Origin of the sequence: Ottowia sp. (genome assembly GCF_016703145.1) — a bacterium.
Classification (GTDB): domain Bacteria; phylum Pseudomonadota; class Gammaproteobacteria; order Burkholderiales; family Burkholderiaceae_C; genus Ottowia.
This window is the reverse complement of record NZ_JADJCO010000003.1, coordinates 788,307-813,293: the sequence shown is the minus strand read 5'-3', so window position 1 is coordinate 813,293 and position 24,987 is coordinate 788,307. Positions and strand designations below refer to the sequence as shown.

Annotated in this window: 31 protein-coding genes and 3 pseudogenes; 8 read left to right on the top strand and 26 right to left on the bottom strand. The window is 67.6% G+C overall.

What is annotated here, in order from left to right; all coding sequences use genetic code 11:
* Position 1: 1 nt before the first annotated feature.
* The 3 genes from IPG65_RS07520 to IPG65_RS07510 all read right to left on the bottom strand — a co-directional run bounded on the left by IPG65_RS07520 (position 2) and on the right by IPG65_RS07510 (position 1,420).
* A complete protein-coding gene (locus tag IPG65_RS07520) occupies positions 2-271 on the bottom strand; it encodes an HPr family phosphocarrier protein (RefSeq protein WP_293188612.1) in 270 nt (89 codons plus the stop codon).
* Positions 240-689, bottom strand: coding sequence for a PTS fructose transporter subunit IIA (locus IPG65_RS07515; RefSeq protein ID WP_293188611.1), 450 nt, complete (start codon positions 687-689; stop codon positions 240-242). Before IPG65_RS07515 ends, IPG65_RS07520 begins: the two co-directional genes overlap by 32 nt.
* Before the next feature lie 194 nt (positions 690-883).
* A complete protein-coding gene (locus tag IPG65_RS07510) occupies positions 884-1,420 on the bottom strand; it encodes a hypothetical protein (RefSeq protein ID WP_293188610.1) in 537 nt (178 codons plus the stop codon).
* A 131-nt stretch (positions 1,421-1,551) separates the two neighbouring features.
* Here IPG65_RS07510 and IPG65_RS07505 point away from each other — a divergent pair, with 131 nt between their 5' ends.
* The gene (locus IPG65_RS07505) at positions 1,552-2,049 is read left to right on the top strand and encodes a TlpA disulfide reductase family protein (protein WP_293188609.1); all 498 of its coding nucleotides are present in this window, start codon (positions 1,552-1,554) and stop codon (positions 2,047-2,049) included.
* A 64-nt stretch (positions 2,050-2,113) separates the two neighbouring features.
* Here IPG65_RS07505 and IPG65_RS07500 read toward each other — a convergent pair whose 3' ends face one another.
* The 5 genes and pseudogenes from IPG65_RS07500 to IPG65_RS07480 form a co-directional block, all read right to left on the bottom strand.
* Entirely contained in the window at positions 2,114-3,106 is a 993-nt protein-coding gene (locus IPG65_RS07500; RefSeq protein WP_293188608.1) for a tripartite tricarboxylate transporter substrate binding protein, read from the bottom strand.
* A gap of 29 nt (positions 3,107-3,135) precedes the next feature.
* A complete protein-coding gene (locus IPG65_RS07495; RefSeq protein ID WP_293188607.1) occupies positions 3,136-4,389 on the bottom strand; it encodes an alkyl sulfatase dimerization domain-containing protein in 1,254 nt (417 codons plus the stop codon).
* Between the two features lie 3 nt (positions 4,390-4,392).
* The gene (locus tag IPG65_RS07490; RefSeq protein WP_293188606.1) at positions 4,393-5,775 is read right to left on the bottom strand and encodes a DUF1254 domain-containing protein; all 1,383 of its coding nucleotides are present in this window, start codon (positions 5,773-5,775) and stop codon (positions 4,393-4,395) included.
* Between the two features lie 85 nt (positions 5,776-5,860).
* A complete protein-coding gene (locus tag IPG65_RS07485) occupies positions 5,861-6,829 on the bottom strand; it encodes a tripartite tricarboxylate transporter substrate binding protein (RefSeq protein ID WP_293189993.1) in 969 nt (322 codons plus the stop codon).
* 110 nt (positions 6,830-6,939) lie between these two features.
* Positions 6,940-7,936: pseudogene (locus IPG65_RS07480) on the bottom strand (tripartite tricarboxylate transporter substrate binding protein).
* Between the two features lie 271 nt (positions 7,937-8,207).
* Between IPG65_RS07480 and IPG65_RS07475 the strand changes: the two are divergent.
* Positions 8,208-8,918, top strand: coding sequence for a Crp/Fnr family transcriptional regulator (locus IPG65_RS07475; RefSeq protein ID WP_293188605.1), 711 nt, complete (start codon positions 8,208-8,210; stop codon positions 8,916-8,918).
* A gap of 114 nt (positions 8,919-9,032) precedes the next feature.
* Here IPG65_RS07475 and IPG65_RS07470 read toward each other — a convergent pair whose 3' ends face one another.
* Positions 9,033-9,488, bottom strand: coding sequence for a cytochrome c (locus IPG65_RS07470; RefSeq protein ID WP_293188604.1), 456 nt, complete (start codon positions 9,486-9,488; stop codon positions 9,033-9,035).
* A gap of 122 nt (positions 9,489-9,610) precedes the next feature.
* Between IPG65_RS07470 and IPG65_RS07465 the strand changes: the two genes are divergently transcribed.
* Positions 9,611-10,282: a cytochrome b/b6 domain-containing protein gene (locus IPG65_RS07465; RefSeq protein ID WP_293188603.1), complete on the top strand. Its 672-nt coding sequence runs from the start codon at positions 9,611-9,613 to the stop codon at positions 10,280-10,282.
* Positions 10,283-10,287: 5 nt separating this feature from the next.
* Positions 10,288-10,803 carry a GNAT family N-acetyltransferase gene (locus tag IPG65_RS07460; protein ID WP_293189991.1) on the top strand — a complete coding sequence of 172 codons (516 nt, stop codon included), beginning with the start codon at positions 10,288-10,290 and terminating at the stop codon, positions 10,801-10,803.
* A 76-nt stretch (positions 10,804-10,879) separates the two neighbouring features.
* Here the strand turns inward: IPG65_RS07460 and IPG65_RS07455 are convergent, their stop codons facing one another.
* The 16 genes and pseudogenes from IPG65_RS07455 to rpsL form a co-directional block, all read right to left on the bottom strand.
* Positions 10,880-11,386 carry a peroxiredoxin gene (locus IPG65_RS07455; protein WP_293188602.1) on the bottom strand — a complete coding sequence of 169 codons (507 nt, stop codon included), beginning with the start codon at positions 11,384-11,386 and terminating at the stop codon, positions 10,880-10,882.
* An 88-nt stretch (positions 11,387-11,474) separates the two neighbouring features.
* Complete coding sequence (gene rpsQ, locus IPG65_RS07450) at positions 11,475-11,744, bottom strand: 30S ribosomal protein S17 (RefSeq protein WP_293188601.1); 270 nt, start codon at positions 11,742-11,744, stop codon at positions 11,475-11,477.
* A gap of 2 nt (positions 11,745-11,746) precedes the next feature.
* Positions 11,747-11,950, bottom strand: coding sequence for a 50S ribosomal protein L29 (gene rpmC / locus IPG65_RS07445; RefSeq protein WP_293188600.1), 204 nt, complete (start codon positions 11,948-11,950; stop codon positions 11,747-11,749).
* Positions 11,951-11,966: 16 nt separating this feature from the next.
* A complete protein-coding gene (rplP, locus tag IPG65_RS07440) occupies positions 11,967-12,383 on the bottom strand; it encodes a 50S ribosomal protein L16 (protein WP_293188599.1) in 417 nt (138 codons plus the stop codon).
* A gap of 3 nt (positions 12,384-12,386) precedes the next feature.
* Positions 12,387-13,286, bottom strand: coding sequence for a 30S ribosomal protein S3 (gene rpsC / locus IPG65_RS07435; RefSeq protein ID WP_293188598.1), 900 nt, complete (start codon positions 13,284-13,286; stop codon positions 12,387-12,389).
* Positions 13,287-13,304: 18 nt separating this feature from the next.
* Entirely contained in the window at positions 13,305-13,634 is a 330-nt protein-coding gene (gene rplV, locus IPG65_RS07430; RefSeq protein WP_293188597.1) for a 50S ribosomal protein L22, read from the bottom strand.
* 12 nt (positions 13,635-13,646) lie between these two features.
* Entirely contained in the window at positions 13,647-13,922 is a 276-nt protein-coding gene (gene rpsS / locus IPG65_RS07425; protein ID WP_293188596.1) for a 30S ribosomal protein S19, read from the bottom strand.
* A 10-nt stretch (positions 13,923-13,932) separates the two neighbouring features.
* A complete protein-coding gene (rplB, locus tag IPG65_RS07420) occupies positions 13,933-14,757 on the bottom strand; it encodes a 50S ribosomal protein L2 (protein WP_293188595.1) in 825 nt (274 codons plus the stop codon).
* Between the two features lie 3 nt (positions 14,758-14,760).
* Positions 14,761-15,096, bottom strand: coding sequence for a 50S ribosomal protein L23 (gene rplW, locus IPG65_RS07415; protein WP_293188594.1), 336 nt, complete (start codon positions 15,094-15,096; stop codon positions 14,761-14,763).
* Complete coding sequence (gene rplD / locus IPG65_RS07410; protein ID WP_293188593.1) at positions 15,093-15,713, bottom strand: 50S ribosomal protein L4; 621 nt, start codon at positions 15,711-15,713, stop codon at positions 15,093-15,095. Before rplD ends, rplW begins: the two co-directional genes overlap by 4 nt.
* Complete coding sequence (gene rplC, locus IPG65_RS07405; RefSeq protein ID WP_293188592.1) at positions 15,713-16,396, bottom strand: 50S ribosomal protein L3; 684 nt, start codon at positions 16,394-16,396, stop codon at positions 15,713-15,715. The genes rplD and rplC overlap by 1 nt, the downstream gene beginning before the upstream one ends.
* A gap of 152 nt (positions 16,397-16,548) precedes the next feature.
* Positions 16,549-16,863, bottom strand: a complete 315-nt coding sequence (rpsJ, locus tag IPG65_RS07400; RefSeq protein ID WP_293188591.1) for a 30S ribosomal protein S10 — start codon at positions 16,861-16,863, stop codon at positions 16,549-16,551.
* 11 nt (positions 16,864-16,874) lie between these two features.
* Complete coding sequence (gene tuf, locus IPG65_RS07395; RefSeq protein WP_293188044.1) at positions 16,875-18,065, bottom strand: elongation factor Tu; 1,191 nt, start codon at positions 18,063-18,065, stop codon at positions 16,875-16,877.
* 187 nt (positions 18,066-18,252) lie between these two features.
* Positions 18,253-20,357 (bottom strand): annotated as a pseudogene (fusA, locus tag IPG65_RS07390) (elongation factor G).
* 82 nt (positions 20,358-20,439) lie between these two features.
* On the bottom strand, positions 20,440-20,910 hold the full coding sequence (rpsG, locus tag IPG65_RS07385) for a 30S ribosomal protein S7 (protein WP_293188590.1): 471 nt from the start codon (positions 20,908-20,910) through the stop codon (positions 20,440-20,442).
* A gap of 179 nt (positions 20,911-21,089) precedes the next feature.
* Entirely contained in the window at positions 21,090-21,467 is a 378-nt protein-coding gene (rpsL, locus tag IPG65_RS07380) for a 30S ribosomal protein S12 (RefSeq protein ID WP_293188589.1), read from the bottom strand.
* A gap of 225 nt (positions 21,468-21,692) precedes the next feature.
* Between rpsL and mnmA the strand changes: the two genes are divergently transcribed.
* Complete coding sequence (mnmA, locus tag IPG65_RS07375; protein WP_293188588.1) at positions 21,693-22,820, top strand: tRNA 2-thiouridine(34) synthase MnmA; 1,128 nt, start codon at positions 21,693-21,695, stop codon at positions 22,818-22,820.
* Between the two features lie 67 nt (positions 22,821-22,887).
* Here the strand turns inward: mnmA and IPG65_RS07370 are convergent.
* Positions 22,888-23,007: pseudogene (locus IPG65_RS07370) on the bottom strand (short-chain dehydrogenase); the annotation flags it as partial.
* Between the two features lie 522 nt (positions 23,008-23,529).
* Here IPG65_RS07370 and IPG65_RS07365 point away from each other — a divergent pair.
* The 3 genes from IPG65_RS07365 to IPG65_RS07355 all read left to right on the top strand — a co-directional run bounded on the left by IPG65_RS07365 (position 23,530) and on the right by IPG65_RS07355 (position 24,963).
* On the top strand, positions 23,530-24,015 hold the full coding sequence (locus tag IPG65_RS07365) for a glycine zipper domain-containing protein (RefSeq protein ID WP_293188587.1): 486 nt from the start codon (positions 23,530-23,532) through the stop codon (positions 24,013-24,015).
* 169 nt (positions 24,016-24,184) lie between these two features.
* Positions 24,185-24,448 (top strand): hypothetical protein, encoded by a 264-nt coding sequence (locus IPG65_RS07360; protein ID WP_293188586.1) that lies wholly within the window; start codon positions 24,185-24,187, stop codon positions 24,446-24,448.
* A gap of 302 nt (positions 24,449-24,750) precedes the next feature.
* Positions 24,751-24,963: a hypothetical protein gene (locus IPG65_RS07355; RefSeq protein WP_293188585.1), complete on the top strand. Its 213-nt coding sequence runs from the start codon at positions 24,751-24,753 to the stop codon at positions 24,961-24,963.
* The last annotated feature ends 24 nt before the right edge of the window (positions 24,964-24,987 follow it).

The window sequence follows — 24,987 nt, the reverse complement described above, 5'->3', positions numbered from 1 at the left end:
TTCACTCGCCTTCGCCGAACTTGTCGGCGATCAAGGCCAGCAGGGCATCCATCGCCTCCTGCTCCTGCGCGCCGTCGGTCTCGATGGACACCTCGCTGCCAAGGCCGGCGGCCAGCATCATCACGCCCATGATGCTCTTGGCATTGACGCGGCGCTCGCCCTTGCTCATCCACACCTCGCACGGATAGCTGCCGGCCAGCTTGGTGAGCTTGGCCGAGGCGCGGGCGTGCAGGCCCAGCTTATTGCTGATGGTCGTGTCGTTCCTGATCATTCGGGGCTCGTCGGGCCTGGTTCTGCGGCGCGGTCACCGCCACGGGCATGATGCCTTGCGTGCCGCCGGCCAGCGCGCGCTGGGTCGTGGCCTCCAGCGGTTCGTGCCGGTAGGTGACGGCGCGCAGCAGCATCGGTAGGTTGACGCCGGCCAGCAAGCGCGTGCGCTCGCCGTCCACCAGGCGCGCGGCCACGTTGCACGGGGTGGCGCCGAACACGTCGGCCAGCAGCAGCACGCCGTCCCTGCCGGCCAGTTGACCCAGCGCGGCCTGGGCGGTCGCCAGGGTTTCCTCGGGCGGCACGTTGGGATGCACGTCCAGCGCCACGATGTCGGACGCGGCGTCGGGGAAGACGTGCAGCGCGGCTTGGCGCAGCGCGTGCGCCAGCGGCGCGTGGGCGATCAACAGGACGGCATTCATCGTGCGTGATTATCGGCGCGCCGGCCACCGGCATCGCGGGCGGATCGCTTCAGGACGGCGCCGTGCCCGAGCGCGGCGTCTCGGTTCAGCCTGCACGCGGCCGATTCAAAGAGATATTGGCCTGAAGCCCGCTCCATTATTACGCCAATAGCTATGTTATTGGTAGCGATCCGGATCGCGCTTCCGCGCGGCGCTCAAGGCCACCGGATGCCGGCGAAGAACGCGTCGGCCACGTCCGGCCGCGGGCGGTCGGCGTAGACCACCGCGTGCAGCAGCTCGGTGCCGCCGCCGGGCGCGGCGCGCGCCGTCCACACGGCCTGCGCGGCCACGGGGCGGCCGTCGGCGCGGCGGCCGGGCGCGCCGACGCGCTGGGCGTGCGCCAACGGCAGGCCGCCGGCGGGGCGGAAGGGCTGACGCGCGATGCCGGCCTCGGCGGCCTGCATGTTGGCCAGCGTGGCCTGCTGCCAGCCGGCCAGCAGTTCGTCCGGCGCGCGGCCGGCGGGGACGCTGGCGGCCATGACGGCGAAGGTGACGCCGTCGGCCTCGCAGCCGGCCACGGCCAGGTCGGTGGGCACGCCACCCAGCGGCACGCGGCGCATGACGCGGTCGGGCTTGCAAGGCAGCAGCGCGACGGCGGTGACGGGCTCCAGCCGCACTTCGCGCCAGTTCAGCGCCGGCGTGCAGGCCGCCAAGCCAGCGGCCAGGGCCAGGGCGACGCGGGGAAACGGCATATCGAGGATTATCGGCGGCGGTCGCCGCGCGGCCGGCCTGTTCCGCGCGCCGGAATGAACTTGCGCGCGCCGCGGCGATCCATCCCGGCAGGGCGCGCCGGCTGCCGCCTGCCTACAATCGAGGGCCCACCATGACCACCGCACGCTTGAGAACCCTGGCCATCGGCGCCGCCCTGGCCGCCGCGCTGGCCCTGGCCGGCTGCGCCCAGGACGCCGCCCCGGCCTCGACCTTCGTGCTGCTGGACGGCAGCACGAAGACGACGCAGGACTTCAAGGGCCAGGTCACCCTGGTCAACTTCTGGGCCACGAGCTGCACCACCTGCGTGGCCGAGATGCCACAGATCGTCGCCACGCATGACAAGTTCAAGGCCCGGGGCTACGACACCGTGGCGGTGGCCATGCAGTACGACCCGCCCAGCTACGTGGTCAACTTCGCCGAAACGCGCAAGCTGCCCTTCAAGGTCGCCATCGACAACACCGGCGCGGTGGCGCGGGCCTGGGGCGAGGTCAAGCTCACCCCCACCACCTACATCGTCAACAAGCGGGGCGAGATCGTGAAGCGCTACGTGGGCGCGCCCGATTTCGCCGAACTGCACAAGCTGATCGAGAAGCTGCTGGCCGAGGCCTGACCCCAGCCCAGCCAGCAGAAAGGGCGCTCGCATGAGCGCCCTTCTTGCTTGGACTCCTTCCCCGTCAATCCAGCGTGACGCCCACGGCCTTCACCAGCACTTCCCAGTCGCGCAGGTCCTTCGCGATGGTGGCCTTGAACTGATCCGGCGTGGTCAGCGGAATGTCGGTGAAGTTCATGTCGTGCAGGCGCTTGACCACCGCCGGGTCCTTCAGCGCGGCCACGATGGCCGCGTTCAGCTTGTTCACGATGGCCGGCGGTGTCTTGGCGGGCACGAAGAAGCCGTACCACGTGTAGTTGCTGAAGGGGTAGCCGCTCTCGTTCATCGTCGGCACGTCGGGCAGCAGGGGCAGGCGGCCCGCGCCGCTGTAGGCCACGGCCTTGACGCGGCCGGCCTTCACCAATTCGGCCGTGGTCGAGATGTCGGCGAAGGCGGCGTCCACCTGGCCGCCCATCAGGTCCTGCACGCAGGGCGTGCTGCCCTTGTAGGCTACGTGCGTCATCGTCAGCCCGGCCTGCTTCTGCAGGCTCTCCATGGTCAGGTGGCCGCCCGAGCCGTTGCCCCAGGAGCAGTAGTTGAGCTTGTTCGGGTGGGCCTTGACGTAAGCCACGAATTCCTTGAGGTTGCCGACCGGCAGGTCCTTGCGCACCAGCAGCAGGTTGCCGGCGCGGCCGACCTGCGCCACGGGCGTGAAGTCCTTCACCGGGTCGTAGGGCAGCTTCTTGTAGAGGAAGGGGTTGATCACCATCGACGCCGTGTAGGTGAACAGCACGCGCGAGCCGTCGGCCGGGCCCTTGGCCGCGTAGTCGACACCCAGGATGCCGTTGGCGCCGGGGCGGTTCTCGACGATGAAGGGCTGCTTCATGGCCTTGCTGAACACGTCCGCGAACATGCGCGCGATGGTGTCGGTGCCGCCGGCCGGAGCCGTGGGCACGACCAGGGTCACGGGCTTGCTGGGGTAGCCGTCGGCGCCTTGGGCCTGGGCGGCCGCCGCCCCACCCAGCAGGGCCAGGGTGGCGAGGATGTTCAGGGTGGATGAAGGAAATGCTGTCTTCATGGCGTGCCTCCTTGCAAGAATGACGGCGCTCAGCGGATGCCGAAGCGCCCCTGCGTGCCCTGGTCGATCATGTCGGCGCTCACCTTGTACAGGTTGCGCGACACGTAGCTGGACACCTGCTCCGCGCGCTGGCGCAGCCACGCGGTCTTGAGCCCGCGCGCCTGCACGGTCTCTGGCGCGTCGCCGGGCGCGGTGGCCAGCAGGTCGATCACGTGCAGCGCCATCTGCCAGCGGCCGGCGTCGGCCAGGGCTTGCGCGCTGGCGATCACGCCGGCCTTGTCGGAGATGGCGGCGGCGACGGCTTCGGCCACCGCCTCGGGCGCATCCGGGTGCAGCGTGGTGGGGTTGCGGTCCCACCAGCCGTTCTCGGAGCGGTAGATGTCGCGCACGATGTAGCCGGGGTCGCCGTAGGTGGGCTTCATCCACGGCACGCCGAACAACTCGTCGGGGAAGCGGATGCGCGCCAGGATCTGCTGCTCGTTCAGGCCCTCGTTCATCAGCCGCACCACTTCGGCGCGCAGCCAGCGCAGGGCGCGGGCGGTGTGGGTCAGCACCTCCTGCACCGCGTCCTCGCCGTCGATCACGGGGCCGAACTCGCGCACGGCCATGCGCGGACGCAGCGCGGCCATGGCTTCGAGCGTGCCGGCCCAGCGCGCCGTGTCGCGCATGGTGCGAAAGGGCGTGCCGATGTTGGGGATGGAGTCCAGCATCGAGGGACCGCTGTACAGCACGCGCTGGGCCGGCGCCCACAGGGCGATGGCGTCGTCGGTCTCCGAGGGCGCCCAGAACAGCTCGACGCGCTGGTCCCCGGTGCCGATGACCACACGCTCGTCGAAGGTCTCGGTGGGCATGTGCATGCCCAGCTTGCCTTCGAAGAAGCCGACCGAGCGGTTGAACTGGATCTCGGCCATGCGGTACTGCAGCGCCTGCGTCTCGCTGTAACGCGCGTAGCGCTTGGGCAGGTTGCGGTGGCCGATCAGGCGCGGCGTGGGGTCGCCGCGCTCCCGCGCATGGGCCACCCAGTCGGGCACGCCGGCGTTGTAGCCGATGTGGCCGTGGCTGTAGCACAGCGCGTGCACGGGCGCGTCGCTGAGCTTGCGCAGGCTTTCGATCATGCTGCGCGTCACCGCGCCGCCGGGGCCGGCATCGATCACGACCAGGCCGGCGTCGGTCTCGGCCACGAAGGACTGGCCCTGGCCGCGCAGGATGTGCAGGCCAGGGGCGACGGTCTCGGTGCCGGTGCCCGAGACCAGGAAGGGCTTGTCGTCGTCGGTGGTGCTCATGGTTCAGTCCTGCAAGGGGCGGAGTTCGGGAATGCGCCAGCTTTGGACGCCGTCCCGCGGGTAGTACATGCGCAGGATCAGGTAGAAGCGGCCGGCCGGCGCGGGCAGCCAGTTGGCGGTGTCCGCCGGGCGCGCGTGGTTCAGTTCGAGCGTCAGGCTGCCGTCGGCGGCGCGCTGCAGGCCCGGCGTGCGGTCGCCGACGGCGTGGCGCCTGATCTCGTTGGGGTAGAGGAAGCGGTCGCTGTCGTACAGCGTGACGGACCAGAAGGCGTCGGCCGGCGGCATGTCGTCCGCCTCGAAGCGCATGACGTAGCGCCGGCTGCCGTCCAGCGGCTCCTGGCTGGCGTCGTAGTGCGAGACGGCGTACACCGCCTCGCTGGTGGCCAGCGCACCGAGGCCGAGGTAGGCGGTGCGGGCGCGGCCCAGGAACTCGCTGCCGTAGCGGCCGGTGGAGGGCGTCATCGTCCAGGGTTTGGGGCGCCGGTTGCGGCCGACGGCGGCGACCGCCATCACGCCGTCGGCGAAGCCTTCGATCAGGCCCTCTCGCAGCGGCTCTTCCAGCGATTCCCATGCGAAGCCGGCATCGGGCAGCAGCCCCGCCTGGGCGAACCAGGCCACCAGGCCGCGGTCCTCCACCCGGCCCGGCGCCTCGGCCAGGACATGGCAGAGGTTGGCGAAGAAGCGCGGCGCCACCTGCGCGGCAGGCTCCTCGTTCTCGAACGCGGCGGCCATGGCGTCCACGGGCTCGCCGACCCAGTTGGCGAGGGCCGCGGGCGGGCCTTGCAGGACCGTGCCGGGCGCGGGCGCGAGCCGGATCTCGGACTGCAGCGCCCGCGCGGCCGGCCAGTCGCTCTCGTCGCCCGCCAGGATGCGCCCGATCAGCCACACCAGGTTGGTGGGGCAGCGCACCACGCGATGGCCCTGCAGCGACTCGGGCACGGTGCCGTCCGGGCCGACCAGCACCACGACCTCGCCCTCGGGCTTGCAGGTGCGCGGCCCGAGGTTCTCGAAGTTCTCGGTGTAGGCGTCGTACAGCGGCAGCACGAAGTAGCGGCCCGGATGCCTGGCCGGCGAGGGCACGGTGAGCAGCATCGGCCCGTCGCCCAGGTACACCCAAGCCATCGTGTAGAGCAGGTCGTTGGCGGGCGTCACCACGTCGCGGTCCTCGCCTGTCGAGGGGCGCGGAGCGTGGTGCAGGGTGTTGAGCGGCGCCCGCACGTCGGAGCCGGCCGAGGCGCCGGAGCGGCGCTGATTCTGGGGATCGGTCTGCAGCCGGCAGGTGCGGTACAGCTCGATGAGCGGGTAGCCGTAAATGAAGGCGGCCAAGCCGATGGAGCGGGCCAACGCGCGGCGCGCCTCGGACAGCGAAGGTGCGGGCTGGGTCATGAGACGGGATTCCTGTGGGAAATTATGAACAAAAGGCCGCACCAGCCCGCGTGCATCAATAGTCTATAGCTATGTTTTTAATAGCTCAATCGAGCGTGACGCCGGTGGCCCGGGTCAGCTCCATGGAAATGGGCAGGAACGTCTTGTAGGCGGCGGTGGCCTCGGCGGGGGTGTTGCCGATCGGCTCCGCGCCCATCTCCTCGATGCGCTTGGTCACCTCAGGCTGCCGGACGACGGCGGCGATGTCGCGGCTCAGGCGTTCGACGATGGCGTCCGGCGTCTTGGCCGGCGCCATGATCGAGGTCGGCGCGGTGACCATGTAGATGCCGTCCTTGTAGCCCTGCTCGGCGAAGGTGGTCACGTCGGGCAGCATCTTGGAGCGGTTGGGCCCCGCCATCGCCAGCGCGCGCAGCTTGCCCGCCGCGATGTAGGGCTGCAGCGTGGTGACGGAGCCGATGGTCATCTGGATCACCCCGCTCATGAGGTCGGTGGTCATCGGCGCCTCGCCCTTGTAGGCCACGTGCATCGTCTGCAGGCCGTAGGTCTTGTCCATGAAGACCTGGGCCTGGTGCGGCTGCGTGCCCGGCCCCCAGGAACCCATGGCGTACTTGCCAGGCTCCTTGCGGATGACCTCGATCAACTCCTTGAAGTTCTTGGCCGGCACCGACGGATGCACCGTCAGCACGGTGCGCGAGCGGGCCACGTCCGAGACCATGCGCAGATCGGTGCGCGGGTCGTAGGGCAGCTTCTTGTAGAGCACCAGGTTGACCGTGATGGGGCCGGGCACGGTCAGCAGCAGGGTGTAGCCGTCGGGCGCGCTCTTGGCGACGTAGTCGGTGCCGATGATGCCGCCGGCGCCGCTGCGGTTTTCCACCAGCACCGGCTGGCCCAGCCGCTTGGACAGGCCCTCGCCCACCAGGCGGGCCAGCGCGTCGGCCGATCCGCCAGCCTGGTACTGCACGACCAGGCGCACCGGCTTGTTCGGGTAGCCGTCCTGCGCCAGCGCCGTGCCGGCAGGCAGCATCAGCGCGGCGGCCAGGGCAGCCCAGTGCATCAGATGGGAACGCCGCGAAGATGTTGTCATGGGAACTCCTTCAAGCAAAAGACAAGAATGGCGCGCTGTCAGCGGCGCGGGGATGGAACGGAACGGGTCGCGGGCCATCGTCAGTCCAGCGTCACGCCGGTGTCCTTGGCCAGTTGCAGCGCCACGGGCAGGAACGCCTTGTAGGCGGCCGTGGCCTCGGCGGGCGTGTTGCCGACCGGCTCCAGGCCCAACTCCTCGATGCGCTTTCGCACCCCGGGCTGCTTGATCACGGCCACGACCTCGCGGCCGAGGCGCTCGATGATGTCGTCCGGTGTCTTGGCGGGCGCCATCAGCGAGATCGAGCCGGTGATGGTGTAGATCTGGTCCTTGTAGCCCTGCTCGGCGAAGGTCGGCACGTCGGGCAGCGACTTCGCGCGGGTGGGGCCGGCCACCGCCAGCGCGCGCAGCCGGCCGGCGGCGATGTACGGCCGCATGGTCGCCGCCGACCCCAGCGTCATCGGGATGACGCCGCTCAGCAGGTCCACCGCCATCGGGCTCTCGCCCTTGTAGGCCGCGTGCAGGGTGCTGGTGCCATAGGTCTTGTCCATGAACACCTGCAGTTGGTGCGGCTGCACCCCCGGCCCCCAGGAGCCCATGGCGTACTTGCCGGGCTCTTTGCGGACGGCCTCGACCAACTCCTTGAAATTCTTGGCCGGCACGGCGGGGTTGACCACCATCACCATGCGTGGCGTCACGATGTCGGGACCGTGCGCAGGTCGGTGCGCGGGTCGTGGGCAGCTTCTTGTAGAGCGCCAGGTTGAAGGAGATGGGGCCGGGCACCGTCAGCAGCAGCGTGTAGCCGTCGGGCGCGCTCTTGGCCACGTAGTCGGTGCCGATGATGCCGGCCGCGCCGGCCTTGTTCTCCACCACTACCGGCTGGCCCAGCCGCTTGGACAGGCCCTCGCCCAGCATGCGGGCGATCGTGTCGGTGGAGCCGCCGGCCTGGTACTGCACGACAATGCGCACCGGCTTGCTGGGATAGCCGCTCTGCGCCAGGGCGCCGCCTGCCGGCAGCGCGATGGCCGCGCACAGCGCCAGCGCCGGCAGCGGTCCGGAAATCCGAGTGGACGTTTTCATGAGATGCCTTTCAGTGTTGAGTGGCCCCCCTCGGCCGGCGCCCCGCGCGCCCGCCCCAGCCCATGTTTTCGGTTCACGAGATTGTCTCCTTTGTGGTCGGTCGAGGCGGAAAATCGCTCTGCTTGGATTCCCGGATCGACGCCGCTACTATGCGAAACAGGGCGACCGCAACTCTGTCAATCCATTGACAAATCGCGGCCGTCGGCCCAGGTGTTTACCCTGCTGGCGACCGCGGCTTGCCGACCCCGACGAACCCATGTCCTCGAAGCCCATGCCCCCCACCGATCCGTTGGCGCTGATCCGGCGCTCGATCGGCCTGTGCCAAATGATGCGCAACTGGCCCGCCCCCGTGCTCGACACGCTGGCGGCCGCGGCGCGCCTGGGACGCTATGCACGCCACGAGCAGATCCTGGCCGAAGACCCGCTGCGGCGCGAGGTGCTCGTCGTGGCGTCGGGCGGCGTGGCGGTGGACAGCGTGGATGCCTCGGGCGCCCGGTTCCTGCTGTCCATCCATGGGCCGGGCGAGATCACGGCCTTGATGCGCCTGCTGGAGGACGTGGGGTTCGTGTACGACTTCCACGCGCGCGAGCCCACCGTGCTGGTGCACATTCCCGCCGATGCGCTGCTGGGCGCGCTCGACGCCCACCCGCCGCTGTGGCGGGACGTGTGCGTGCTGATGCTGTCGCGCGCGCACGAGCAGATCGTGATGCGCCAGCAGGGCACCCTGGGCGCGCTGGACTGCCAGTTGGCCAATGCGGTGGTGCAGCTCGCGCGCGTCCATGGGCGGATCGCCCAGGGCAGCGCCACCTTGCACGTGCGCGTGTCCCAAAGCGACCTGGCGGCCATGCTGTCGGTGTCCCGGCAGACCGTCAACAAGGAACTGCGGCGGCTGGAGCAGCGCGGCCTGCTGCATGCCGAATACGGCCGGCTGGAGATTCTCGACCTGCCCGGACTCGAATGGTTGGCGCAGGGTCGGCCGTAGGCGGCGTGCGCCGCGCGCCCTCGGGCGAATTCAGATCAAAAAGCGGCGCTTTCCCGCACCAACATTGCACGGACAGCTATTAAACACATAGCTCTCCGGCGCCCTGCGGGCGATTCACTTCTTGCGAAAATCGTCGTGACAGGCTTTGCAGCTTTGCGCGGCGGGGCCGAAGGCGGCCTTCAACTGGTTGAGATTGCCGCTCTTGGCCGCCGGCACCAGCTTGGCGACTTCGGCCTGCATCTTCTCGCCGCGGTCCTTGAACGTGGCCTGCTCCTTCCAGATCTCGGGCCGCGCGGCGGTGGGACGGCCGGTGTCGGTGCCGGGGCCGAAGGCGTGCCAGGGCAGCCTGGCGGCGATGGCGACCACGTCCGCATCGGCGGCGGCGATGGCCGCGTCGTAGGGCGCGCGGCCATTGGCCATGGCGCCCAGGCGACCGAAGTGGGTGCCCAGCACGGTGAGGGCGCTCTGGCGGTACTTGATGGCATCCTCGGCCTTGGCGAACTGGGCCGAAGCCGGCGGGGCCAGGGTCGCGGCCGAGAGGGCCAGCGCCAGGGAAACGGCGATTTTCATCGTGGACAGCTCCTGTGGGTGGTGGTAAGCGCGAGAGGTTCAGCATCTACACTGTCTCCTCGGCACGCCCCCGCAGCATATCGGGTCCTGCCGCTGCCCTTTGATCGACGCCCTGTGAAGCCATGCCCTCCGTTCGCATCTGGGACCTTCCCACCCGCCTGTTCCACTGGCTGCTCGCCGCCTGCGTCATCGCCCTGATCGCGACCGCCAAGATCGGCGGCGATGCGATGAACTGGCACCTGCGCCTAGGCTACGCCGTGTTCGGCCTGCTGGTGTTCCGCCTGCTGTGGGGCCTGATGGGCGGGCACTGGTCGCGCTTCGCCAGCTTCTGGCCCACGCCGGGCCGGCTGGCGCGCTACCTGCGCGGGCGTGCCACGGCCGCGGACACGGCCGGCCACAACCCGCTGGGCGCGCTGTCGGTGCTGGCGATGCTGGGCGTGCTGGGCCTGCAGGTGGGCACGGGCCTGTTCGCCGACGACGAGATCGCCTTCGCGGGGCCGCTGACGCCGCTGATATCCGGCGAGGCGATGGGTCGGGCCACGGGCTACCACACGTCCTGGGGCCAGTACCTGGTGATCGGGCTGATCGGGCTGCACGTGCTCGCCATCGTCGTGTACCTGGTCCGCCGCCAGAACCTGATCACACCCATGGTGCTGGGCGACAAGGTGGTGCGCGAGCCGGTTCGCGCCGCGCGAGACACGCCGGCCACGCGCCTGCTGGCGCTGGTGCTGCTGGGCATGGCGGCCGCCGTGGTGTATGGGGTGGTGCGGCTGGGCGCCACCGCGCCGCTGTGAGCCGAATCGCGCTGCATCCCGTGGACACCCGCCCGCCCGTCGATCTGGTCGCTGCCCGCAGCCCCGAGCAGCTGGACGCCACGCGGACGCTGTTCGGCGAGTACGCCGCGCAGCTCGGGGTGGATCTGTGCTTCCAGGATTTCGAGGCCGAACTGGCCGGACTGCCCGGCGACTACGCCGAGCCGCGCGGCGCCCTGCTGCTGGCGCTGGTCGACGGCGAACTGGCCGGCTGCTGCGCGTTGCGGCCGCTGGACGACGTGGACTACGGCAACGCCGCCGAGATGAAGCGCCTGTACGTGCGCAAGGCCTTCCGCGGCTTCGGCCTCGGCCGGCAACTGGCCGAAGCCATCCTGGAGGCGGCGGTGCGCCTGGGCTACGCCTGCGTGCTGCTGGACACGCTGGACGACATGGAGGCGGCGCGCGCGCTGTACGAGGACCTGGGCTTCGAGGACATCCCGCCCTACTACCACAACCCCCTGCCGGGCGCGCACTACCTGAAGGCGGATCTGGCCCGGTACTGAGCCAAGGTTTTTGAATATTTTCGGCCTTGAGCCCGCTCGGGATATACGCCTAAAGCTACTGATAATATAGCATCCGTCAACCCTTGGCCTGCGCCAGCAGCGTGGCGCCATCGCTGACCTCGAACTTGCCCGGGCCCTCGACATTGAGCGCGGCGACCCGGCCGTTCCTGACCAGCATCGAGTAGCGGGTACTGCGCAGGCCCAGGCCCTTGCCCACCAGGTCAAGCGTCAGGCCCACGGCCTTGGCGAAGGCGGCGTCGCCGTCGGCCAGCATGCGGATCCTGCCGGCGGTCTTCTGGTCGCGCGCCCAGGCGCCCATCACGAAGGCGTCGTTGACCGACAGGCACCAGATCTCATCCACCCCCACGGCCTTCAGCGCGTCGTGGTGCTGCAGGTAGCTGGGCACGTGCCTGGCCGAGCAGGTGGGCGTGAAGGCGCCCGGCACCGCGAACACGGCGATGGCCTTGCCGGCGGCGGCCTGGCGCACGTCCACCGGGTTGGGGCCGAGGCTGCAGCCGTCGCCTTCGACTTCAGCGTATTCGGACAGGGTGACGGCGGGCAGTTCGTCTCCGACCTTGATCATGGATGCGCTCCTGAAAAACAAAACGGCCCACATTGTGGGCCGTTTTGGGCAACCCGCGCAGCGCACGGGTTGAAGCAGACGCCGGCGATCAGACCTGCGCCGCCTTCTGCACCAGGCGCGTCGCCACCCAGTTCTTGGTCTTGGACAGCGGACGGCTTTCGGTGATCTCGATCGTGTCACCCAGCTTGTACTCGCCGTTCTCGTCGTGGGCGTGGTACTTGGACGAGCGCATCACGATCTTGTCGTAGATCGGGTGCTTCACGCTGCGCTCGATCAGCACCGTCACGGTCTTGGCGCGCTTGTCGCTCACCACCTTGCCGATCAGGGTGCGCTTGAGGGATGGTTTGGCTTCCGTCATGGTCACTCCTTGCTAGGCGCGGCTTGCTTTTCGGCAATCAGCGTCTTGGCGCGCGCGATGGCGCGCCGCGTCTGGCGCAGCTGAGCGGTGTTGTTCAGCTGCTGGGTCGCTTTCTGCATGCGCAGGTTGAAGTGGGCCTTCTGCAGCTCCTTCACCTCGGCCTGCAGGCCGGCGACGTCTTTTTGGCGCAATTCAGCGGTTTTCATCTGGCATTCCTTCCGATCACTGGCCGATCATGCGGGTGACGAAGGTCGTGCGCAGCGGCAGCTTGGCGGCGGCCAGGGCAAACGCCTCGCGCGCCAGCGCCTCGGGCACGCCGACGATCTCATACAGCACCTTGCCGGGCTGGATCTCGGCCACGTAGTACTCCGGGTTGCCCTTGCCGTTGCCCATGCGCACCTCGGCGGGCTTGGTGGAAATAGGCTTGTCCGGGAACACGCGGATCCAGATGCGGCCGCCGCGCTTGACGTGGCGCGAGATGGCGCGGCGCGCGGATTCGATCTGGCGCGCCGTCAAGCGCCCACGGTCGGTGGACTTCAGACCGAAGTCGCCAAAGGCCACGGTATTGCCACGGGTGGCGATACCGGTGTTGCGGCCCTTGTGCTCCTTGCGGTACTTTCTGCGTGCAGGTTGCAGCATGGTTTACTCTCCTTGAGCGCCGTCCGCTGCTGCAGCGGGCGCGGCGACTTTGCGGACGCGCTTAACGGCGGGTTTGCCATCGGCCCCTGCGGCCTCGGCGGGTTTGTCGCTGCCATCGGCAGGTGCGGCGCTGGTGGGTCCACCGCGGCGTGGGCCGCCACGGCCAGCGCGATCACCACCGGGGCCGCCACGGCCGTCGCGGCGCGGGCCGCGCGGACCACGGCGCTCCTCGCCCTCGGGGCGCGGCGTGCTGTCCAGCGAAGGCGCGTCGTTGCGGCCCAGCGTGTCGCCCTTGTAGACCCACACCTTCACGCCGATCACACCGTAGGTGGTCTTGGCTTCGGAGAAGCCGTAGTCGATGTCGGCGCGCAGGGTGTGCAGCGGCACGCGGCCTTCGCGGTACCACTCGGTGCGGGCGATCTCGATGCCGTTCAGGCGACCGGCGGACATGATCTTGATGCCCTGGGCACCCAGGCGCATCGCGTTCTGCATCGCGCGCTTCATGGCGCGGCGGAACATGATGCGCTTTTCGAGCTGCTGGGTGATCGAGTCGGCGATGAGCTGCGCATCGACCTCGGGCTTGCGCACCTCCTCGATGTTCACAGCCACCGGCACGCCCAGTTGCGCGGCCAGTTCCTTCTTGAGCTTCTCGATATCCTCGCCCTTCTTGCCGATCACCACGCCCGGACGGGCGGAGAAGATCGTGATGCGGGCGTTGCGGGCGGGGCGCTCGATCAGCACGCGCGACACAGCGGCGTTCTTGAGCTTGGCCTTCAGGTACTCGCGCACCTTGATGTCTTCGGCCAGCATGCCGGCGAAGTCGCGGTTGCTGGCGTACCAGCGGCTGGACCAGTTGCGGCTCACCGCCAGGCGGAAGCCGGTCGGATGGATTTTCTGTCCCATAGTCTTTCCAGGCCTTCCTTAGTTGCCCACCGTCACGTACACGTGGCACGTGGGCTTGGAGATGCGCGCGCCACGACCCTTGGCGCGTGCCGCCGAGCGCTTGAGCGTGGTGCCCTGCTCGACGTGGATCGTCTTGACACGCAGTTCGTCGATGTCAGCGCCGTCGTTGTGCTCGGCGTTGGCGATCGCCGATTCGAGCACCTTGCGCACGATCGGCGCGGCTTTCTTCTGCGTGAAGTTGAGGATGTTCAGGGCCTGATCCACCTTCTTGCCGCGGATCAGGTCGGCCACCAGCCGGCCCTTGTCGACCGACAGGCGTACGCCACGGAGGACTGCACGTGTTTCCATGGGTCTGTTCCTTTATTTCTTGGCTTTCTTGTCCGCCGCGTGACCCTTGAAGGTGCGCGTCAGGGCAAATTCACCGAGCTTGTGGCCGACCATCTGGTCCGACACGTAGACCGGCACGTGCTGCTTGCCGTTGTGCACGGCGATCGTCAGCCCGATGAACTCGGGCAGGATCATGGAGCGGCGCGACCAGGTCTTGATGGGCTTCTTGTCCTTGTTTGCCACCGCCTTGTCGGCCTTGGCGAGCAAGTGGTGGTCAACAAACGGACCCTTTTTGAGTGAGCGAGTCATTTGCTAATCCTTACTTCTTGCGGCGCGACACGATCATGTTCTGCGTGCGGCGGTTGTTGCGAGTACGGTAGCCCTTGGTCAGGTTGCCCCACGGATCGACCGGCGCCCGGCCTTCACCGGTACGGCCCTCGCCACCGCCGTGCGGGTGGTCGATCGGGTTCATGGCCACGCCGCGCACGGTCGGACGGATGCCCATCCAGCGCTTGACACCGGCCTTGCCCAGTTGGCGCAGGCTGTGTTCCTCGTTGGCCACCTCGCCGATCGTGGCGCGGCACTCGATGTGGATCCGGCGCACTTCGCCCGAACGCATGCGCACCTGGGCGTAGGTGCCTTCGCGCGCCAGCAGCGTGGCCGAGGTACCGGCCGAGCGGGCGATCTGGGCACCGGCACCGGGCTTGAGCTCGATGCAGTGGATGGTCGAGCCCACCGGGATGTTGCGGATCGGCAGCGTGTTGCCGGCGCGGATCGGCGCCTCGGCACCACTCATGAGCTGGCTGCCCACCTCCACGCCGCGCGGCGCGATGATGTAGCGGCGCTCGCCATCGGCATAGCACACCAGGGCGATGTGGGCCGAACGGTTCGGGTCGTACTCGATGCGCTCGACCTTGGCGGCGATGCCGTCCTTGTCGCGGCGGAAATCGACCACGCGGTAGTGGTGGCGGTGGCCGCCGCCCTTGTGGCGCGTGGTGATGTGGCCGTTGTTGTTGCGGCCGGCCTTCTGGAACTGCGGCTCCAGCAGGGGAGCGAAGCCCGCACCCTTGTGCAGGTGATCGCGCGTGACCTTCACCATGGCGCGGCGGCCCGGCGAGGTCGGTTTCATCTTGATGACAGCCATGGTTTACGCAGCCTCCCCGGACAGGTTCAGCTCTTGGCCTTCCTTGAGCAGGACGTACGCCTTGCGCACGTGGTCACGGCGGCCGATGGTGCGACCGAAGCGCTTGGTCTTGCCCTTGATGTTGGCGACGGACACACCCTTGACCTGCACGTTGAACAGCAGTTCGACGGCGGCCTTGATCTCGGGCTTGGTGGCGTCGCGCAGCACCTTGAAGGTGACGGCGTTGGACTTCTCGGCCACCAGCGTGGCCTTCTCGGAGATCACCGGAGCGACGAGCACCTGCATCAGGCGGCCCTCGTCGAACTGGCGCTCTTTCGGCGTCGGATTGATGCGGCTCATGCGAACATCTCCTTGAGCTTGTCGATGGCGCCCTTGGTGACCAGCACCTTCTTGTAGTGCACCAGCGACACCGGATCGGCGTAGCGCGGCTCGACCACCAGCACGTGGCCCAGGTTACGCGACGCCAGGTACAGGTTCTCATCGACCTCGTCGGCGATCACCAGCACGGAGTCGAGCTTCATGGCCTTGAAGCGGGCGGCCAACTGCTTGGTCTTGGGGGAATCGACCTTCATCGACTCGACCACGGCCAAGCGGCCTTCGCGCGCCAGTTGCGAGAAGATGGACGCCATGCCGGCGCGGTACATCTTCTTGTTGACCTTCTGGGTGAAATTCTCGTTCGGCTGGTTCGGGAAGACGCGGCCGCCTCCGCGCCACAGCGGCGAGGAGGTCATGCCGGCACGCGCGTTGCCCGTGCCCTTCTGGCGGAACGGCTTCTTGGTGCTGTGCTTGACCTGCGCGCGGTCCTTCTGCGCCCGGGTGCCCTGGCGCGCGTTGGCCTGGTAGGCCACCACCAGCTGGTGCACCAGCGCTTCGTTGTAGTCGCGACCGAACACGGTCTCGGGCGCGTCCACCGTGGACGCCGCCTGGCCCTGGTCGTTCAAGAGTTCGAGCTGCATTATTTAGCCCCCTCTTTGGCTGCTGCCGGCTTGGCCTTGACCGCCGGGCGCACGGTGACGAAACCGCCGCGCGATCCGGGCACGGCGCCCTTGATCAGCAGCAACTGGCGGGCTTCGTCGATGCGGATGACGTCGAGGTTCTGGGTGGTGACGGTTTCGTCGCCCATGTGGCCGGTCATCTTCTTGCCCGGGAACACGCGGCCCGGGTCCTGCGCCATGGAGATCGAGCCGGGCACGTTGTGCGAACGGCTGTTTCCGTGCGAGGCGCGCTGCGATTTGAAGTTGTGGCGCTTGATCGTGCCGGCAAAGCCCTTGCCGATCGACGTGCCCTGCACGTCCACCTTCTCGCCCACGGCGAACACGTCGGCCACGGGCAGCTGGCTGCCTGCGGCGTACTTGCCGGCGACGTCGTCGGCGACGCGGAATTCCTGGGTGATTTCACCGGCTTCGACCCCCGCCTTGGCGAGGTGGCCGGCTTCGGGCTTGGTCACGCGAGAAGCCTTGCGCGAACCGAACGTGACCTGCAGGGCCACGTAGCCATCGTTTTGCTGGGTCTTGATCTGGGTGACGCGGTTGTTGGACACATCCACCACCGTGACAGGCACTGCGTCGCCGTCATCGGTGAACAGACGCATCATGCCCACCTTGCGCCCCAGCAACCCCAATCGATTGCTTTGACTCATTTGTTGCTCCATGACTTCCGCCGCGCCTGCTGCAATTGGCCTGCGCGTTTGGTGTGCGAAAGAGAGTTGAAATAACTTGCCTGAAATTCAGGCAAGCCGCAGATTATAGCCGGAGCACGCCGCTTGCGGCAAGTCGCGCGCCCGCCCATGCATTACTGCAGCTTGATTTCCACGTCCACGCCGGCCGGCAGGTCGAGCTTCATCAGCGCGTCCACGGTCTTGTCGGTCGGATCGACGATGTCCATCAGGCGCTGATGCGTGCGGATCTCGAACTGGTCGCGGCTCGTCTTGTTGACGTGCGGCGAGCGCAGGATGTCGAAGCGCTTCATGCGCGTCGGCAGGGGCACGGGGCCCTTGACGATGGCGCCGGTGCGCTTGGCGGTATCGACGATCTCGGCGGCCGACTGGTCGATGAGCTTGTAGTCGAACGCCTTCAGGCGGATGCGGATTCTCTGCTTGGTTGCCATCGCCGTGCTCCTTATTCGATGATCTTGGCCACCACACCCGCGCCCACGGTGCGTCCGCCCTCGCGGATGGCGAAGCGCAGGCCTTCTTCCATGGCGATCGGCGCGATCAGCTTGACGGTGATGCTCACGTTGTCGCCGGGCATGACCATTTCCTTGCCTTCGGGCAGTTCGATGGAGCCGGTCACGTCGGTGGTGCGAAAGTAGAACTGCGGACGGTAGTTGTTGAAGAAGGGGGTGTGGCGGCCGCCTTCGTCCTTGGAGAGCACGTACACCTCGCCGGTGAAGTGGGTGTGCGGCTTGATGGAGCCGGGCTTGCACAGCACCTGGCCGCGCTCGACGTCTTCGCGCTTGGTGCCGCGCAGCAGGATGCCGACGTTGTCGCCTGCCTGGCCTTGGTCGAGCAGCTTCCTGAACATCTCGACGCCGGTGCAGGTGGTTTTCTGCGTGGCGCGGATGCCGACGATTTCGATTTCCTCGCCGACCTTGACGACGCCGCGCTCGATGCGGCCGGTGACGACGGTGCCGCGCCCGGAGATGGAGAAGACGTCTTCGACGGGCATGAGGAAGGCACCGTCCACCGCGCGCTCGGGCGTGGGGATGTAGCTGTCGAGGGCGTCGGCGAGCTTCATGATGGCTTGTTCGCCGAGTTCGCCGGTGTCGCCTTCCAGCGCCAGCTTGGCCGAGCCCTTGATGATGGGGGTGTCGTCGCCGGGGAATTCGTATTTGGAGAGGAGCTCGCGCACTTCCATTTCGACGAGTTCGAGCAGCTCTTCGTCGTCGACCATGTCGGCCTTGTTGAGGAAGACGATGATGTAGGGCACGCCGACCTGGCGCGAGAGCAGGATGTGCTCGCGGGTCTGGGGCATGGGGCCGTCGGCGGCGGAGCACACCAGGATGGCACCGTCCATCTGGGCGGCGCCGGTGATCATGTTCTTGACGTAGTCGGCGTGGCCGGGGCAGTCGACGTGGGCGTAGTGCCGGTTGGCGGTTTCGTATTCGACGTGGGCGGTGTTGATGGTGATGCCGCGCGCCTTTTCCTCAGGCGCGGCGTCGATCTGGTCGTAGGCCTTGGCCTGGCCGCCAAACTTCTTGCTCAGCACCGTGGTGATGGCCGCCGTCAGGGTGGTCTTGCCGTGGTCCACGTGGCCAATGGTCCCAACGTTCACGTGCGGCTTCGTACGCTCGAATTTCTCTTTTGCCATTTTTCAAATCACTCCATAAAGAACAGATGCCCGTGGCGGGGTTTCAAGTCTGCATCCCGGCGCCGGATTCACACCGCACGGGCACGGCGTGGACCCGGGATCGCAGACCATGGAAAATTACTATCTTTTTTATAGCAATTGACGCTTATCCGGTGTGGGCTAGCGGCCAGTTTTGCTAAAAAAATCCTTACTTGGCACGGGCCGCGACAATAGCCTCGGACACGTTGCGCGGGGCCTCGGCGTAGTGCTTGAACTCCATCGTGTACGTGGCGCGGCCCTGCGTCATGGAACGCAGCGTGGTGGCGTAGCCGAACATCTCGGACAGCGGCACCTCGGCCTTGATGGCCTTGCCGCCGCCCACCATGTCGTCCATGCCCTGCACCATGCCTCGGCGGGACGACAGGTCGCCCATCACGTTGCCGGCATAGTCCTCGGGTGTCTCGACTTCCACGGCCATCATGGGCTCGAGGATGACGGGGCCGGCCTTGCGCGCGGCTTCCTTGAAGCCGAAGATGGCCGCCATCTTGAACGCCTGCTCGGACGAGTCCACGTCGTGGTACGAGCCGAAGGTCAGGCGCACCTTGACGTCCACGACGGGGTAGCCGGCCAGAACACCGGAAGTCAGCGCCTCGACCACGCCCTTTTCCACGGCGGGGATGTATTCGCGCGGCACCACGCCGCCCTTGATCTCGTCGACGAACTCGAAGCCCTTGCCGGCTTCCTGCGGTTCGAGCGTGAACACCACGTGGCCGTACTGGCCCTTGCCGCCGGACTGGCGCACGAACTTGCCTTCGACATCGGTGACGGTCTTGCGCACGGTCTCGCGGTAGGCCACCTGCGGCTTGCCGACGTTGGCTTCCACGTTGAACTCGCGCTTCATGCGGTCCACGATGATTTCCAGGTGCAACTCACCCATGCCGGCGATGATGGTCTGGCCCGATTCCTCGTCGGTGCGCACGCGGAACGACGGGTCCTCGGCGGCCAGGCGCGACAGCGCGATGCCCATCTTCTCCTGGTCGGCCTTGGTCTTGGGCTCCACCGCCTGCGCGATCACGGGCTCGGGGAACACCATGCGCTCCAGCGTCACGATGGCATCGGGATCGCACAGGGTTTCGCCCGTGGTCACGTCCTTCAGACCGACGCAGGCGGCGATGTCGCCGGCGCGGATCTCGTCGATCTCGATGCGCTCGTTGGCGTGCATCTGCACGATGCGGCCGATGCGCTCCTTGCGGCCCTTGACGGCGTTGTAAACGGTGTCGCCCTTGGTCAGCACGCCCGAATACACGCGCACGAAGGTCAGCTGGCCCACGAACGGGTCGGTCATCAGCTTGAACGCCAGGGCCGAGAACTTCTCGCTGTCGTCGGCCTTGCGGCTGACGTTTCCTTCTCGTCGTCGTCGGTGCCCGACACGGGCGGGATGTCCACCGGCGAGGGCAGGTAGTCGATCACGGCGTCCAGCATGCGCTGCACGCCCTTGTTCTTGAAGGCCGTGCCGCACAGCATGGGCTGGATCTCGGTGGCGATGGTGCGCGCGCGCAGGCCCTGCTTGACTTCTTCCTCGGACAGGTCGCCCTCTTCGAGGTACTTGTTCATCAGCTCTTCGCTGGACTCGGCGGCGGCTTCCACCATCTTCTCGCGCCATTCCTTGGCGGATTCCACGAGTTCGGCGGGAATGTCCTGGAACTCGAACTTCATGCCCTGCGAGGCCTCGTCCCAGATGATGGCCTTCATCTTCACGAGATCGACCACGCCGGTGAAGCTGTCCTCGGCACCAATGGGGATCACGATGGGCACGGGGCTGGCCTTCAGGCGCAGCTTCATCTGGTCGTAGACCTTGAAGAAGTTGGCGCCGGTGCGATCCATCTTGTTGACGAACGCGAGGCGCGGTACCTTGTATTTGTTGGCCTGGCGCCACACGGTTTCCGACTGGGGCTGCACGCCGCCCACGGCGCAATACACCATGCAGGCGCCGTCCAGCACGCGCATGGAGCGCTCCACCTCGATGGTGAAGTCCACGTGGCCCGGGGTGTCGATGATGTTGAAACGGTGCTCGGGATAGGACAGGTCCATGCCCTTCCAGAAGCAGGTCACCGCCGCCGAGGTGATGGTGATGCCGCGCTCCTGCTCCTGCACCATCCAGTCGGTGGTGGCAGCGCCGTCGTGCACCTCGCCCAGCTTGTGGGTCACGCCCGTGTAGAACAGGATGCGCTCGGTGGTGGTGGTCTTGCCGGCGTCGATGTGGGCCGAGATACCAATATTGCGGTAGCGCTCGATGGGGGTTTTGCGTGCCATGGTTTTCTTTCGTTAACGGCCAAGAGCCCGCCCGCCAGAACCGGCGGGTCGGGCTCCCGGCCTTCGAGACGGGGATGAGCCTTTAGAAGCGGAAGTGGCTGAACGCCTTGTTGGCCTCGGCCATGCGGTGCACTTCGTCGCGCTTCTTCATGGCGCCGCCACGGCCTTCGGTGGCCTCCAGCAGTTCGTTGGCCAGACGCTGGGCCATCGACTTCTCGCCCCGTTTGCGGGCGGCTTCCTTGAGCCAGCGCATCGACAGCGCCAAACGGCGCACGGGGCGCACCTCGACCGGCACCTGGTAGTTGGCGCCGCCGACACGGCGGGACTTGACCTCCACCATCGGCTTGACGTTGTTGATGGCGGTGGTGAAGAGTTCCAGCGGATCCTTGCCGCTTTTCTTCTCCATCTGCTCAAGCGCGCCGTAGATGATGCGCTCGGCAACCGCCTTCTTGCCGCCTTCCATGATGACGTTCATGAACTTGGACAGCTCGACATTGCCGTACTTGGGGTCCGGCAGGATTTCACGTTTAGGGACTTCGAGACGACGTGGCATTTCTGACCTCTATGTTGCTTCAGTTGGCACCCTCATCGGGCACCGCGAGAGCCACCTGGAACTCTCACTTACTCGACCCACGCAGGACGCTGCGCTTGGGGTCACTACGTTCGGGACGCCTGCCTGGGCAGCCCGGACACCGGAAAAACGAACAATGAAAAACGAACGAAAGACGGCGATCAGGCCTTCTTGGGACGCTTGGCGCCGTACTTGGAGCGCGACTGCTTGCGATCCTTCACGCCCTGCAGGTCGAGCGAGCCGCGCACGATGTGGTAGCGCACGCCGGGCAGGTCCTTGACGCGGCCGCCGCGCACCAGCACCACGCTGTGCTCCTGCAGGTTGTGGCCCTCGCCGCCGATGTAGGAGATGACCTCGAAGCCGTTGGTCAGGCGCACCTTGGCGACCTTGCGCAGCGCGGAGTTCGGCTTCTTGGGCGTCGTGGTGTACACACGGGTGCACACGCCGCGACGCTGCGGCGAGTTCTGCATCGCGGGGCTCTTGGACTTGATCTTCTCGACCGCCCGCCCGTGACGCACCAATTGATTGATGGTTGGCATGAATTTCCCTTAACGTGAAAAAACACGTGGAGCCCACGTGAAAAACGCGCTTCACCAGCGCATCCCTCTCGCAAAGCAAAAGCGCGCGCCCAACCCAAGGAGCACGCGCTCAAGCCACAAAAATGCGAGAAAAGCCTGCGATTATAGCCCGCCGCGCCTGATCCGGCAAGGCGCGAGGCCGCCCAGGCCGAAGCGTCCTTTCAGGCCGGCGGGGATAATCCGCCGATGATGAAGCATCGCGTGGTCGTGGGCCTGTCGGGCGGCGTGGATTCCGCCGTCACCGCGCACCTGCTCAAGCAGCAGGGGCACGAGGTGGTGGGCATCTTCATGAAGAACTGGGAGGACGATGACGACGACGCCTACTGCTCGTCGCGCCAGGACTTCCTGGACGCCGCCGCCGTGGCCGACGTGCTGGGCATCGAGATCGAGCATGTCAACTTCGCCGCCGAGTACAAGGACCGCGTGTTCGCCGAGTTCCTGCGCGAATACTCGGCCGGTCGCACGCCCAACCCGGACGTGCTGTGCAACGCCGAGATCAAGTTCAAGGCCTTCCTTGACCACGCCGTGCGCCTGGGTGCCGAGAAGATCGCGACGGGACACTACGCCCGGGTGCGCTTCAACGCGGCCACGCAACGGCACGAGCTGCTCAAGGGCCTGGACCCGGCCAAGGACCAGAGCTACTTCCTGCACCGCCTGAACCAGGCGCAGCTGGCGCGCACGCTGTTCCCGGTCGGCGAACTGCGCAAGACCGAGGTGCGCCGCCTCGCCGCCGAGATCGGCCTGCCAAACGCGCGCAAGAAGGATTCGACCGGCATCTGCTTCATCGGCGAGCGGCCGTTTCGCGAGTTCCTGAACCGCTACCTGCAAACCAAGCCCGGCCCGATCAAGGACGCGCGCGGGCGCACCATCGGCCAGCACGTGGGCCTGTCGTTCTACACCCTGGGCCAGCGCCAGGGGCTGGGCATCGGCGGCATCAAGGACAAGGGCACGGCCCGGGGTGGCGGCGACCATGCCCCATGGTTCGTGGCGCGCAAGGACATGGCCACCAACACGCTCTGGGCGGTGCAGGGGCACGACCACCCGTGGCTGCTGTCGCGCGCGCTGGTCGCAGGCGACGCGGCCTGGACCGCCGGTGCCCCCCCACCGCCCGGCGCCCTGGCCGCCAAGACGCGCTACCGCCAGCAGGACGCGGGCTGCGTCCTGTCGGCCAGCGACGCATCGGGACAGTTTCGCCTGCGCTTCGGCGAGGCGCAGTGGGCCGTCACGCCGGGGCAGAGCGCGGTGCTGTACGACGGCGAGGTGTGCCTGGGCGGAGGCGTCATCGCCTCCAAGACGGATTTGGAGCAAAAATAGCCTTTAGCCCCCATGGATGTTGCGCAATAAGCTATTAATAAAATAGCAACCGCTGGATGACAGCCCTTCAGATGGCGCCGATGTCCCCGGTGACCGGCTGCACGATCCCGGTGATGTAGCTGGCCGTGATAGGCGAAGCCAGAAACACGTAAGCCGGCGACAGCTCCTCGGGTTGGGCCACGCGCTGGGAGGCCCTGTCGGCGCCGAACGAGGCGACGTCCCTGGCCCGCCGCCGCCGGTGATCAGCGCCGCCATCTCCGCCAGCTTGGCCGCGCCCACGTACCGGAGCGCCAGGGACAGATCCTGTTCGCGGCCGGGCTTGCGTGGCAGCGGATTGGCCGGATGTGGCCGCGCGCCGGTCTGGACGGGCGCATGCCCGGGCGCGGGCTTCTTGGGCGCGGGGAGCCGGGCGTCCAGCGCGTCCTGTTCACGTTGGATGCGGCGGGACAGGCGCTCGACGTCCGCCGTGGTGCCGGCGATTTTCCCTGGTTTGCGGGCATCGTTCTTCGTGCTGCCGCCGGGGGGTGGGGACTTGGTCATGGTCCGGCGAGGGGCGCACCGGCGCAGGACAGCGGCGCCCGTGGCGCTGTCGCCAGACACACGCGCCAGACCACACGCCCGCGCCCCCTCGTCCTACAGCCTCCTGCTGGTTTGCGGCCTACGCTGGCCTCAGGCATTCAACCCTGGAGGCCAGACTGAAAGGACGACCATGAACTCCGACGACAGAAACCTCAATCTCGACCCGCTGAGCGGAGCGTCTGGCGCCCATCCCGTCGGCACCGGGGTCGGTGCGGTGGCCGGGGGCGCGGCGGGCGCCGCCATCGGCAGCTTCGCGGGGCCTCTTGGCACCGCGCTGGGCGCCGTCATTGGCGCCGTCGCCGGCGGACTGGCCGGCAAGGCGACGGCGGAAGCCGTCGATCCGACGGCCGAGGAAGCGTACTGGCGCGAGGGCTACGTGCGCGAGCCCTACTACCGCGACGGCTACACGTACGACGACTATGCACCGGCCTATGGCGTGGGCATCGCCGGCACCCTGGCCGAGCGGTACCGCGACCGCCCGTTCGAGGAGTACGAATCCGAGCTGGCGAAGGACTGGGACATCTACCGCGGCAAGTCCCGCCTGAACTGGGTCGAAGCCAGCCCGGCCGCCCGGGCCGCCTGGGAGCGCGCCAAGCGGGACCGGGGCGCCGTCTAGCGCCGCCTTTCCCGCGCTGGCATGAGCGGAGGCGGCCTCACCTCGCCAGTACGGCGGGGGCCGACCTCCATGCCAGCCCAGACTCACAGGAACAGGGCGCACAGGCCGACCCGCGGCGAACGCCAAGCGGCGCAGCATGTTCCCTCTCACCATCTTGAAGGATCGAACGATGAAAACCCATCTTCTCACCGCCTGTGCCTGGGCCGCTGGCTTGGCGATGTCGGCCAGCGTGATGGCCCAATCCACGCAGAACACCACCACGCCGCCGCCCATGCCGAGCGCACCGCCTCAGGCGGCGTCCATGGACGCGCCATCCACCACCCCCGCGTCCGCGCCTGCGCCCGCTGCGGCGCCGCAGACGTTCGCCCCCATGAACACCACCACGGACGGCACCCGCAACGGCCAGCGGCCACCCCGGGCCGACCGCCACTGAGGACGCCGCGCGCACCACGACGCCAAGGAGTCGGCGGCCCCTCGTGCTTCAGGCGCATCCCATGCCACGAGGCGACAAATCCAGCTACACCGAGAAGCAGCGCCGCCAGGCGCGGCACATCGAGGAAAGCGAGCGCGAGGGGGGCACAGCCGCGAGGACGCCGAGCGCATTGCGTGGGCGACGGTCAACAAGCAGGATGGGGGTGGGAAGCGCGCCAGACTGGCACCCAGGAAGACGAATCCGTGATCTCCGGGCTCGCTCGTTGCACTCCGGGCCGTCTGGAAGATATGAAGGAGAGCGTCATGGCCCAGTGTGAAACATGCGGCAATGTCTACGACCGCACTTTCGAAGTCCAGATGGACGGACGCACGCACACCTTCGACAGTTTCGAATGCGCCATCCACAAGCTGGCGCCGCGTTGCGCCGAATGCAGGGTGCCCATCGTGGGGCACGGCGTGCAGGCGGGAGAACGCCTGTTCTGCTGCAACCACGGCGCCACCGGGGGGCGTCCATGAACTGCGCGACCGCGCCTGATCGAC

Excerpts from the sequence above, each read along its gene's own strand:
- IPG65_RS07520 (WP_293188612.1), bottom strand. The coding sequence starts at position 271 with ATGATCAGGAACGACACGACCATCAGCAATAAGCTGGGCCTGCACGCC.
- IPG65_RS07515 (WP_293188611.1), bottom strand. The coding sequence starts at position 689 with ATGAATGCCGTCCTGTTGATCGCCCACGCGCCGCTGGCGCACGCGCTG.
- IPG65_RS07510 (WP_293188610.1), bottom strand. The coding sequence starts at position 1,420 with ATGCCGTTTCCCCGCGTCGCCCTGGCCCTGGCCGCTGGCTTGGCGGCC.
- IPG65_RS07505 (WP_293188609.1), top strand. The coding sequence starts at position 1,552 with ATGACCACCGCACGCTTGAGAACCCTGGCCATCGGCGCCGCCCTGGCC.
- IPG65_RS07500 (WP_293188608.1), bottom strand. The coding sequence starts at position 3,106 with ATGAAGACAGCATTTCCTTCATCCACCCTGAACATCCTCGCCACCCTG.
- IPG65_RS07495 (WP_293188607.1), bottom strand. The coding sequence starts at position 4,389 with ATGAGCACCACCGACGACGACAAGCCCTTCCTGGTCTCGGGCACCGGC.
- IPG65_RS07490 (WP_293188606.1), bottom strand. The coding sequence starts at position 5,775 with ATGACCCAGCCCGCACCTTCGCTGTCCGAGGCGCGCCGCGCGTTGGCC.
- IPG65_RS07485 (WP_293189993.1), bottom strand. The coding sequence starts at position 6,829 with ATGCACTGGGCTGCCCTGGCCGCCGCGCTGATGCTGCCTGCCGGCACG.
- IPG65_RS07475 (WP_293188605.1), top strand. The coding sequence starts at position 8,208 with ATGCCCCCCACCGATCCGTTGGCGCTGATCCGGCGCTCGATCGGCCTG.
- IPG65_RS07470 (WP_293188604.1), bottom strand. The coding sequence starts at position 9,488 with ATGAAAATCGCCGTTTCCCTGGCGCTGGCCCTCTCGGCCGCGACCCTG.
- IPG65_RS07465 (WP_293188603.1), top strand. The coding sequence starts at position 9,611 with ATGCCCTCCGTTCGCATCTGGGACCTTCCCACCCGCCTGTTCCACTGG.
- IPG65_RS07455 (WP_293188602.1), bottom strand. The coding sequence starts at position 11,386 with ATGATCAAGGTCGGAGACGAACTGCCCGCCGTCACCCTGTCCGAATAC.
- rpsQ (WP_293188601.1), bottom strand. The coding sequence starts at position 11,744 with ATGACGGAAGCCAAACCATCCCTCAAGCGCACCCTGATCGGCAAGGTG.
- rpmC (WP_293188600.1), bottom strand. The coding sequence starts at position 11,950 with ATGAAAACCGCTGAATTGCGCCAAAAAGACGTCGCCGGCCTGCAGGCC.
- rplP (WP_293188599.1), bottom strand. The coding sequence starts at position 12,383 with ATGCTGCAACCTGCACGCAGAAAGTACCGCAAGGAGCACAAGGGCCGC.
- rpsC (WP_293188598.1), bottom strand. The coding sequence starts at position 13,286 with ATGGGACAGAAAATCCATCCGACCGGCTTCCGCCTGGCGGTGAGCCGC.
- rplV (WP_293188597.1), bottom strand. The coding sequence starts at position 13,634 with ATGGAAACACGTGCAGTCCTCCGTGGCGTACGCCTGTCGGTCGACAAG.
- rpsS (WP_293188596.1), bottom strand. The coding sequence starts at position 13,922 with ATGACTCGCTCACTCAAAAAGGGTCCGTTTGTTGACCACCACTTGCTC.
- rplB (WP_293188595.1), bottom strand. The coding sequence starts at position 14,757 with ATGGCTGTCATCAAGATGAAACCGACCTCGCCGGGCCGCCGCGCCATG.
- rplW (WP_293188594.1), bottom strand. The coding sequence starts at position 15,096 with ATGAGCCGCATCAATCCGACGCCGAAAGAGCGCCAGTTCGACGAGGGC.
- rplD (WP_293188593.1), bottom strand. The coding sequence starts at position 15,713 with ATGCAGCTCGAACTCTTGAACGACCAGGGCCAGGCGGCGTCCACGGTG.
- rplC (WP_293188592.1), bottom strand. The coding sequence starts at position 16,396 with ATGAGTCAAAGCAATCGATTGGGGTTGCTGGGGCGCAAGGTGGGCATG.
- rpsJ (WP_293188591.1), bottom strand. The coding sequence starts at position 16,863 with ATGGCAACCAAGCAGAGAATCCGCATCCGCCTGAAGGCGTTCGACTAC.
- tuf (WP_293188044.1), bottom strand. The coding sequence starts at position 18,065 with ATGGCAAAAGAGAAATTCGAGCGTACGAAGCCGCACGTGAACGTTGGG.
- rpsG (WP_293188590.1), bottom strand. The coding sequence starts at position 20,910 with ATGCCACGTCGTCTCGAAGTCCCTAAACGTGAAATCCTGCCGGACCCC.
- rpsL (WP_293188589.1), bottom strand. The coding sequence starts at position 21,467 with ATGCCAACCATCAATCAATTGGTGCGTCACGGGCGGGCGGTCGAGAAG.
- mnmA (WP_293188588.1), top strand. The coding sequence starts at position 21,693 with ATGATGAAGCATCGCGTGGTCGTGGGCCTGTCGGGCGGCGTGGATTCC.
- IPG65_RS07365 (WP_293188587.1), top strand. The coding sequence starts at position 23,530 with ATGAACTCCGACGACAGAAACCTCAATCTCGACCCGCTGAGCGGAGCG.
- IPG65_RS07360 (WP_293188586.1), top strand. The coding sequence starts at position 24,185 with ATGAAAACCCATCTTCTCACCGCCTGTGCCTGGGCCGCTGGCTTGGCG.
- IPG65_RS07355 (WP_293188585.1), top strand. The coding sequence starts at position 24,751 with ATGGCCCAGTGTGAAACATGCGGCAATGTCTACGACCGCACTTTCGAA.